Source organism: Mesotoga infera (assembly GCA_011045915.1).
Lineage (GTDB): Bacteria > Thermotogota > Thermotogae > Petrotogales > Kosmotogaceae > Mesotoga > Mesotoga infera_D.
The window spans coordinates 1-9,303 of record DSBT01000218.1; the positions used below are offsets into that span (position 1 = coordinate 1).

Below are 9,303 nucleotides of genomic sequence, written 5' to 3' on the forward strand. Positions count from 1 at the left end.
AAGGAAATTTTTTTCATTCATATGATAGCAGATAACTTCGCCCTTTCCAAAGACCCGTCAAGAATGCTAAGCTGTGATTATCACTCTTCAGACGCTCTTACTTACGATTATTGCTTTATACCATTCACAAATACAGGGTAGTGCAGTCATCTTTTGTAATGAAGCCGCACTAAAGATAATAAAGCAAGGCAAATATCATCAATTAACTTAAGTAACCATGACAAAAGCAACCTCTTCAGCTGAAGGTTACTATTGATCGGCTTCACAGTTGCATTTATCATCTTTCACAACTTTTGTGCCAGGTGAAGAGTCTCCGAGATCATTTGGAGTTAGCGATTAGGGGGATATACTTGTTTCAATGAAGTCTTTCATGGCTTCGATTGGAGATGATAATATGAAAAGAACGTCAATCCTGATAATGTTGCTTGCTCTGGCCTTGATATTGACTTCCTGTTTTCCCGGTTCATTCCCAAGAGTACCAAAAACGATTCTCATAGATGACTCCCATAATAACAGAATTGATGATGAAGCCTCCGTCGAAATGTCAAAGCTGATTCAGGCTTTAGAAGATAAGGGATATACAGTTGATCTTTCATCAGAGAGTGGGTTCTCTCCTGAAGGGTATGGCATCGTCATTGTTCTGGCTCCCCAAACCGCTTACTCGGTCAATGAAATGAGTGGGTTGGTTACCCTCTTGAGTAGGGGAGGCAAGGTGTTGTTACTGGGAGAGTATTATACATACTATGACAATGCTCCACTAAATGCCATAGCCTCTTACCTCGAAGTTGGGATCCAATTTAACAATAATCTTCTACATGACAATACGAACAATTACGATAACGAGGAAATCTGGGTTACAACTACCAAATTCAACGCTCACCCTTTAACTACTGGTCTAAACAAGATAGTATTGATAGCCGCATCGACCCTGAACACGTCCGGAGAGGCCCAAACAATAGCATATGCTGAACCGACCTCGTATGTCCCGTTGAGTGTGGCGGCCAAGGAATCTTTGTCCGGTGTGGTCGCAGGAAACGGTACTTCGCCATCTGAATTCTCCGATCAAGTTACTATAGTAGTTCCGCTTGTTGCCGCGGCTTCAGTGGGTTCGGGAAAGGTTGTGGCGATAGGTGATATTAACCTTTTCTCAGACGATATATGGGGATATATCTCCGGAGATTTCATTGATCTATTTGATAACAGGAAGTTGCTGAATAACATCATCGACTGGTAGGAGCGCGCTTTCTCTTTAAGGCGAAGAGTCTAGATATTCAATACAAAAAAAGCGGGTGCAAGCCCGCTTTGTTGTATTAATTTTCGCTCTCTATACTATCAAAGGCTCTTATGACAGAACCACCAATCGTAGCAGCCTTCCTTGCCCTTTCTTTCCTCGGCTGTCTTAACATCTGATGCAGGAGGAATTATTACGTGATCTCCAATAATTTCGTTGTTTGGCCAATCTGCAGGAATTGCCACTCCATTCTTATCGGCGACCTGGAATCCTTTGATCATTCTCAAGATTTCATCCATGTTTCTTCCAAGTTCCTGCGGATAATAGAGAATAGCTCTTATCTTTCCCTTAGGATCAACAATGAAGACGGCCCTGACTGTGTTCGTGCCCTTCGCGGGATGAATCAAGCCCAAGGTCATTCCGACTTCTCCCATTTCGTCCGCAATTATCGGAAATCCTATCTTGACACCCAGCTTTTCTTCTATCCATTCTGTCCATTTAATATGGGAGAATACCTGATCAACACTCAAACCGATAAGCTCACAATTTAGTTCTCTGAATTTCTCATATCTCTTCTGGAATCCTACGAACTCGGTTGTGCAGACTGGTGTGAAATCTCCTGGATGACTGAAGAGAACGAACCACTTTCCTTTGTATTCTTCCGGCAAAGTTACGACCCCGTGAGTTGTCTTGACTCTCATCTCTGGAAAATCTTCACCGATCAATGGAATTCTCTTTTCCATAAAGCACCTCCATACTTAGAATCATTATTATTAGCTACACAATTATTATACTTTTATCTCTTTGATTTGTCAACCAAACAAAAAAGAGGGCCACCGGCCCTCTTTTTATGTCTTTAACAGAGTAGATATGGCGTTTCTTCACCATCTGGATAGATGTATGAACTAACTACTCTGTAATCGGGGAAACTCACTTCCAGCGCTCTTGAGATCAATGAAAGGTACTCGTTGATCCGTGGCACTACTTCTTCGAAAGAACAAGATCCTTTGAGAGCCATGATTTGAACTTCAATAGTATCTTCCGTCTCGGCTCTCATATTGAGCGTGTCACCTTGGGCTCCCAGAAGCAACTTCTTTGAGAGCGTCTCAAGTATCATTTTCAAAGCCTCTGTGGATCTACTTTCAGACACAGCATACCTCAAATCGCACACAATGTACATGGCGCTCCCTCCTTCGTCTGGTTTCTTGGATTCCGTTAACAACTAACATAGGAAGGTACCAGATGTAGATCCTGATTTCTGGAAAAGCCGTTTTTGAATGACCATAAAGAACTGTTTTTGCAAAGTGATCAGCCCGTTCAATTAATTATACCTCAAACCGCGAGTACCTACATTTACCGAGAAGAGATGGGAATGTTTTACCAGCTATAATCTTTCAAATTATTAAGGTAAAATCTTGTAAACAGGGGTGATTAAGATGATATATAGAACTCTCGCTAACACAGAAGCAGAAATCCCTGCAGTTGGACTTGGAACATGGGAAGTAGGAGGAAGAGATATCCCCGACAAATCCAGAGACAGGGAACATATTGAAACCATATCAAGAGCAATTGAACTGGGGTACACACACATCGATACGGCTGAGTACTATGGAGGAGGCCATACTGAAGAACTAGTCGGAGAGGCAATATCCATTTTCAGTAGAGAGGAGTTGTTTATCACATCTAAGGTCTGGCCCAGCCATTTGCAAAGGGACGAACTTCACGAAGCGCTCGACGGTACACTGCAAAGACTGAGAACTGACTATCTGGATCTCTACTTGATTCACTGGCCTAATCCTGATGTTCCTCTTGAAGAAACGCTTTCAGCTATGAGCGACGAAGTCCAGAACGGTAGAGTTAGGTTCATTGGTGTATCTAATTTCGATACATCATTATTGAAAAAGGCTGTTGCCGTTTCACGAGAACCAATTGTAAACAATCAGGTTCTTTTCAACATTGACGACAGACTCGCAATGAATGAACTTCTTCCCTACTGCCAGCATAAGGGAATCACGATGACAGCATATTCTCCACTTAGAAGAAATGCTGTGAAAACCTCAACCGAAAAACTGCTCAAGGATCTTGCCAGCAAATACTCCGCTTCCATTCAACAAATAATGCTGTCATGGCTACTGGGGAAAGATGGAGTAGTGGTAATACCAAAGTCATCAAAGCTGGAACACCTTAGATCCAATCTCGAAGCTGCAAGCATTGTCCTCGATCAAGAAGATTCAAGAGTGCTTGATTCACTTAAATAAGGAGGCTATTTTGAACGATATCAAAAGCGGTTTCGCCGATGCTCTCGATTCCCAGGATAAGGAAAAAGCCATATTGCTCTGCGTGGAGGCACTAGAATCGGGAAGTATTGAAGTGATTGACTTGTATTTGGATATACTTGCGCCAACCCTAAGAGACTGGGAGTGTGACTATATAGGTGACAGACTGTGCATATGGAAAGAGCACATTAGAAGCTCGATCGTCAGAACAGTTTTGGAATGCTGCTTCCCCTACATTTTGAAGAAGATAAGAGACAATGGATCAGAAAAGAATGATCAGACAGTGGCAGTACTCTGCCCGCCTGAAGAGTATCATGAGATCGGAGCAAGAATGATTTCGGACATCTTCACTATCGCCGGGTACAATTCCATATTCGTCGGAGCAAATACCCCGCTAGACACCTTCCTTGAGGCTGCGAAAAAACTGAGTCTATCGTACGTTGCGATTAGTGTTTCAAACTACTACAACCTAATAAACACACGAAGGATGATTTCGCGAATTAAAGAAGCCGGCGGGAAATCGAGAGTTGTTGTAGGTGGAAATGCATTCGAGAAAAATCCAGACTACTGGAAGGAAGTCGGTGCAGATATCTTCCTGAAAGATCCGAGAGAGATTCTAGCTCTGGGGAAGTGTGATGTAAAATGAGATTGGCTTTTTCGATTGCGATGCGCTTTCTATCTTCCAGCAAGACCCAAACTCTTCTCATAGTAATGGGAATTGCCATAGGTGTTTCCGTTCAGGTATTCATAGGCTCGCTTATCCAGGGACTCCAAAAAGACCTGGTGGATACGACAATCGGAAGCTCTTCGCAGATGACTATCTCCTCTCCGGAAAACAACAAAGTAGAAGACTGGCAAGGCATAATTTCGGATATCTCTTCTCTTGATTTGCCAACAAATCTGACGGCTCTTTCTGCAAGCGCAGATGTTCCTGTCTTCATAAGCAGCGGCGACAGAACCTTATCTGTTCTGCTCCGAGGTCTGCAGTTCCCCGAGTCGCATGTTATTTACAGGACGGATAGTCGCCTCATTGATGGCAACCTTCCTGAAGGCGACGGAGAAATCATTATCGGCAAGGGTCTTAAAGATGAGCTCGATGTGACCCTTGGAGGAGAAATCACAATCTTCACTCCGGATAGAGCAGTTGAGATTCTGAAGGTAGTCGGTGTTTTCGATCTGGGTGTTGCAAGCCTTAACAAGAACTGGCTGATCTCAACAATTGGCACCGCTCAGTCAGTTGGGAAACTTGGTGATACAGTCACATCGATAGAGATGCAGGTGAGTGAGGTCTTCAGAGCCGATGAAAACGCCTCAGTCATTACTGAACGTCTTTCGAGGCCTGCTTTACTTGTCACTGATTGGAAATCTCAGAACGAAGACCTCCTCTCCGGACTGAACGGGCAGAGCGTCTCAAGCATAATGATTCAGGTGTTCGTGATCATAGCCGTTTCCCTTGGAATAGCAAGCGTGCTTGCAATAACTGTAGTCCAGAAGTCAAGGCAGATTGGAATCCTGAAAGCTATGGGCCTTAAGGATTCCACGACGAGTTTCGTTTTTCTCTTTCAGGGACTCTCTCTAGGTATTGTGGGAGCAGTAGTCGGAATTGCATTTGGAATCCTGCTTGTAATAATGTTCTCCACCTTTGCCGTAGGGACTGACGGAGAACCGATCATCAGAATCTCTCTAAGTTATGGGTTTGTAATGTTGTCCGCGCTCATTGCCATTGGCGCTTCAACTATTGCCGCAATGGTGCCAGCCAGAAGATCCTCCAAACTCAGCCCCGTTGAGGTGATACGAAATGGCTAACATAGTCGAGCTTAAGGATATTAAAAAGGTCTACGGAACGGTTGTGAAGACAGAAGTTCTTCACGGTGTGGATCTTGAAATCGAAGAGTCGTCGTTTCTTTCGATAGTCGGACAGTCCGGAAGCGGTAAATCCACACTCATGAACATTATGGGCACTCTGGATCAGCCCTCTAGCGGTGAAATAAAAATCGCAGGCAAACAGACAAACAAAATGAACAAGAACGAACTCGCAAGTGTTAGAAATGAGACTATTGGATTCATATTCCAGTTTCATTATCTGCTTCCCGAGTTCACTGCCTTCGAAAACGTAATCCTTCCTTACAGAATTAAGGGTCTTAAACCTTCGAAGGAAATTATGGAAAGGGCGAAGGAACTAATGGATGTCGTTGAAATCAGCAAGGTTAGGAACAATCTGGCTCCAAACATGTCGGGAGGCCAACAGCAAAGAACCGCAATCGCAAGGGCACTTATCAACAATCCGAAGATTATACTTGCGGATGAACCTACGGGCAATCTCGACTCTGATACTTCGGCGAAGGTCTTCAGCCTCATGCGTGATCTCAACAAGAGATACGGAACAACATTCGTAATAATTACTCACGATAGAAGAATCGCAGAAGAGACAGACAGGATAGTTGAAATCAGAGACGGCAACATCTTTAATGACATAAAGAGATGAGGGGGACATCCCCCTCATCTCTCTAAATGATAACGCTTCTGGAAAGCTATTTGGATTTTCTTAATGGAGACTCTCTTCTGAGACGCATCGTATCCTTGGGGAGGAAGACTCCCTCTCTTACCTTTCGAATATCTTCAACAGACATGAACGCCTTCGGAACGCATTCCAGAGCGATTCTCTCGAAGTCTTCCACTTCTTTCCTGTTTATGATACTGTAAACAATGTAAGCCTTTCCTCGAGCACCGTGAGCGTCTATCTTCGTAACTCCAAATCCAGCCTGGCACAATCTTTCTATAAGTTCGGTCGGATCTCTCGAGATTATCAGCCTAACCGATACTGTCCCGATTGCAAGCCTCTCATCAATGAGCATTCCTATGTAGCTACCGGCTGCGAAGCCCCCTGCATAAGCAAGAATGTAGAGTACGTTATCAACACTCTGGATTACTTTGCTGGCAACGAGCAACCACAGAATAATCTCAAAAAAGCCGATAACACTAGCTATTTCTTTCTTGCCTCTCGAAACCATTATGATTCTCGTGGTTCCAAGAGAGACGTCTATGATCCTTGCGAAGAAAATCATTAGGGGCATAACCACCCATCTGAACAGATCTCCGCTTAAGAATTCTTCCATAGAAACCCTCCTACCGCATTCTTAAATAAAAACTCTTCTCTTAAGCCGATTATAAGATAGTTCTTTCTGGATAGCATGATGAAGAGATTACCTTGTTTAATACGAGCAAAACAGCTTTCTTCCGAAATGAGCATATCTCTACTTCTTTCTCTCAGCAATCTCATCTCTCTTCTGTAATTCGCTGCAAAGAAGCGGGGACTTCGGATCGAAGGAACGATGATTTCTAAGAATGGATTTCTCACTGAAGCTTGCATAGCAGTATAGACATCGATTAGGACAGGTGTTATATGCGCCTATGTCGACACTCTCGACACAGTGGCATGCAGCTCTCTGATATCTGTCCTTTGGGCGATCAATCCTCTTGCCTGTAAGCGTTTCAATAAGCGTCCCATCAATACAGCTTCCGTGGCTAATTCCATATTCCGAAAGATCGACGGTCTCTGAACATGTCTTCAGCTTCATTCCTTCAGAAGATGATACTTCTGAATAGTGGCTGGCAATTTTCCTTACCTCAATTTCATTAGGTGCCCTTGCATCAAGTCTTCGAAGGTTTGATGAGATCTTCTGATAGTAATCGAGAAAACTAATCACACACTCTTCAGTGAATCCCTTAAGCAAATGCGCTATTTTTTCAAAGGCCCGTAGATGATGGTCGACACTATAGTCGGCATTTATCAGAATAGGATCGTATCTCCAAATCACTCTCTTTTCTCCAATCTTTCCGGAAAGTTTTTTGAGGGTCTCGATAATCTCTCTCTTATTGCGAAGACCAGGCTCTACACTTCCATGATAGGGCGTAATCGTGAATTGAAAATAATAGCAGTAATCGGCAAAGTGATTCAGTCTGTCTAACATTTTGTGGGGATCCTTTGTCCAAAACACGAAACAGTCTACTGCTTCTGGATTTAGGATGACTTTGCTCACCTGATGGGGATTGAATGGATTCCTGACAAGAGCAAAGCCACTTTTCAAACGCTCTATCATCCACTCTGAATAAAAAGCAGGGATATCTGTCCTTCTGCTCGCACTTACTATCATTCCTGTCTCCTTTCGAGCGATGTTCAGTCTGATCTTCGTGAAATGCAAAATCATCACGGCTCGATTCGCCATTTCTAAAAAACATAACGTTTCCTGACCACTTCTATAATAATATTAAGACAGAAAATCATGGCGACTGAAGAAAGGAGGCATGTCTTTTGACTCGCAGAGAAAAAGAAGTAAATAATCAACTTGAAAGAATGGATTCCTTTTTCGACAGAAGAGCCGATTCATACGAATCCCACATGAAGTACAATATCAAGGAATCTGCTGACTTCTACAGAGAAGTAGCAAGGTTAGTTCCAGTTACTTCTGGAATCAGGATACTTGATCTCGGTTGCGGGACGGGACTCGAACTCGACGAGATATTCAGATTAAACACGACAGCCAGAGTAACATGTGTCGACTTGTCCCAGAAGATGCTCGAAGTTCTTAGAATCAAACATGAAGACAGACTGGGCGACCTGAACTTGATTACCGGTTCCTACTTCGAAGTTGATTTGCCATCGGAAGGATTCGACTTTGCTATTTCGGTTCAATCGATGCATCATTTCGGATACAAACAGAAGTTGTCGCTCTACAAGAAGATTCTCCACAGTCTGGCAGGCAATGGAACATATATCGAGGTAGATTACGTGGTCAATACTGCGAAAGAGGAAATCGAACTACGCAAGAGATACGAGTCTCTGAAAAGCGAGCGCGACGTGCCTGATGGTTTCTACCACTTTGATCTGCCACTTTCCATAGATAATCAGCAAGCAGTTCTGGAAGAAGCTGGATTTTGTCCTGTAAAACACCATGCAAGATACGGAAATTCAAGCATTTTCGTTTCACGAAAACCCACATCAAAACGGAGATAAATTGATGGAAAACAAAGAAGAGCCACTGGCCCTCCTTCTAGATGTTGAGAATATACTATTTCTCACTACACTCAAGTAATTATGTTGATAATCTTGTCCTGTACGTAGATGATCTTTCTTATTGACTTTCCTTCAAGCATTTTTGAGAGCTTCTCATCAGCCATTACGGCTTCCAATGCCTTTTCCTGGGATGCGTTCTGAGGAAGCACAACCTTTCCTCTCATCTTGCCGGTGATCTGAACAGGCAATTCAGTCTTCGCCAGAGAAGCGTATTTCTCATAGCCAGAAGGGAAACCATCTTCAAGAATAGTCCTCTTCTTCCCGCCTTTCATGCAGTAAATTTCTTCGCTGATAAAAGGGGCAAACGGAGAAAGCAGCTTTGCCATATCCACTACTAGCTGTCTTTCGATGGAAGTCTCTTTCGAAGCCTCATTAACAAACTCCATGATAGCGGCAATTGCCGTGTTCGGCTTGATATTCGTGATTGAATACTCGACCTTTTCCACAGTCTCTGCCATCTTTATCTTCAGATTTGTCGAGCTCTTCCCTTCAGGCATGGCAGCGATGTCCCATACACGATTGAGGAATCTCCTCATCGCGTCCATACCGCTGTCTCTGAAATCTCCGCCTTCGAGAAAGGTCCCCATAAACATCAGATAGGTTCTAAGGGCATCTACTCCATGGCTTTCAAAATACTCGTTTGGATTGACGATATTTCCCTTCGATTTTGACATCTTCTCACCGTCTTTTATGATAAGCCCGTGTCCTCTAAATGAAGCAAA

General features: G+C 43.4%; 11 protein-coding genes. 6 read left to right on the top strand and 5 right to left on the bottom strand.

Annotated elements, in window-relative coordinates; all coding sequences use genetic code 11:
• Positions 1 to 394: 394 nt before the first annotated feature.
• On the top strand, positions 395 to 1,234 hold the full coding sequence (locus ENN47_07700) for a hypothetical protein (protein HDP78052.1): 840 nt from the start codon (positions 395 to 397) through the stop codon (positions 1,232 to 1,234).
• A 98-nt stretch (positions 1,235 to 1,332) separates the two neighbouring features.
• Here the strand turns inward: ENN47_07700 and ENN47_07705 are convergent, their stop codons facing one another.
• Positions 1,333 to 1,974: a peroxiredoxin gene (locus ENN47_07705; GenBank protein HDP78053.1), complete on the bottom strand. Its 642-nt coding sequence runs from the start codon at positions 1,972 to 1,974 to the stop codon at positions 1,333 to 1,335.
• Positions 1,975 to 2,087: 113 nt separating this feature from the next.
• Positions 2,088 to 2,411 (bottom strand): hypothetical protein, encoded by a 324-nt coding sequence (locus ENN47_07710; GenBank protein HDP78054.1) that lies wholly within the window; start codon positions 2,409 to 2,411, stop codon positions 2,088 to 2,090.
• A gap of 256 nt (positions 2,412 to 2,667) precedes the next feature.
• Here ENN47_07710 and ENN47_07715 point away from each other — a divergent pair, with 256 nt between their 5' ends.
• Genes ENN47_07715 through ENN47_07730 form a run of 4 tightly spaced genes read left to right on the top strand, consistent with a single transcriptional unit; the run spans position 2,668 to position 5,992 of the window.
• The gene (locus ENN47_07715; protein HDP78055.1) at positions 2,668 to 3,489 is read left to right on the top strand and encodes an aldo/keto reductase; all 822 of its coding nucleotides are present in this window, start codon (positions 2,668 to 2,670) and stop codon (positions 3,487 to 3,489) included.
• 10 nt (positions 3,490 to 3,499) lie between these two features.
• Positions 3,500 to 4,153, top strand: coding sequence for a cobalamin-binding protein (locus ENN47_07720; protein HDP78056.1), 654 nt, complete (start codon positions 3,500 to 3,502; stop codon positions 4,151 to 4,153).
• Positions 4,150 to 5,313 (top strand): ABC transporter permease, encoded by a 1,164-nt coding sequence (locus ENN47_07725; GenBank protein HDP78057.1) that lies wholly within the window; start codon positions 4,150 to 4,152, stop codon positions 5,311 to 5,313. Before ENN47_07720 ends, ENN47_07725 begins: the two co-directional genes overlap by 4 nt.
• A complete protein-coding gene (locus ENN47_07730; protein HDP78058.1) occupies positions 5,306 to 5,992 on the top strand; it encodes an ABC transporter ATP-binding protein in 687 nt (228 codons plus the stop codon). The genes ENN47_07725 and ENN47_07730 overlap by 8 nt, the downstream gene beginning before the upstream one ends.
• Before the next feature lie 46 nt (positions 5,993 to 6,038).
• On the opposite strand, the gene ENN47_07735 is transcribed toward ENN47_07730, so the two are convergent.
• Together ENN47_07735 and ENN47_07740 are read right to left on the bottom strand one after the other, a co-directional pair.
• The gene (locus ENN47_07735; GenBank protein HDP78059.1) at positions 6,039 to 6,623 is read right to left on the bottom strand and encodes a DUF2179 domain-containing protein; all 585 of its coding nucleotides are present in this window, start codon (positions 6,621 to 6,623) and stop codon (positions 6,039 to 6,041) included.
• A 138-nt stretch (positions 6,624 to 6,761) separates the two neighbouring features.
• Positions 6,762 to 7,661, bottom strand: a complete 900-nt coding sequence (locus ENN47_07740) for a DUF1848 domain-containing protein (protein ID HDP78060.1) — start codon at positions 7,659 to 7,661, stop codon at positions 6,762 to 6,764.
• Positions 7,662 to 7,819: 158 nt separating this feature from the next.
• Here ENN47_07740 and ENN47_07745 point away from each other — a divergent pair, with 158 nt between their 5' ends.
• On the top strand, positions 7,820 to 8,521 hold the full coding sequence (locus ENN47_07745) for a class I SAM-dependent methyltransferase (GenBank protein ID HDP78061.1): 702 nt from the start codon (positions 7,820 to 7,822) through the stop codon (positions 8,519 to 8,521).
• A gap of 71 nt (positions 8,522 to 8,592) precedes the next feature.
• On the opposite strand, the gene ENN47_07750 is transcribed toward ENN47_07745, so the two are convergent.
• Positions 8,593 to 9,303 (bottom strand): leucine--tRNA ligase (locus ENN47_07750; protein HDP78062.1); only part of this gene is annotated, 711 nt, incomplete at its 5' end.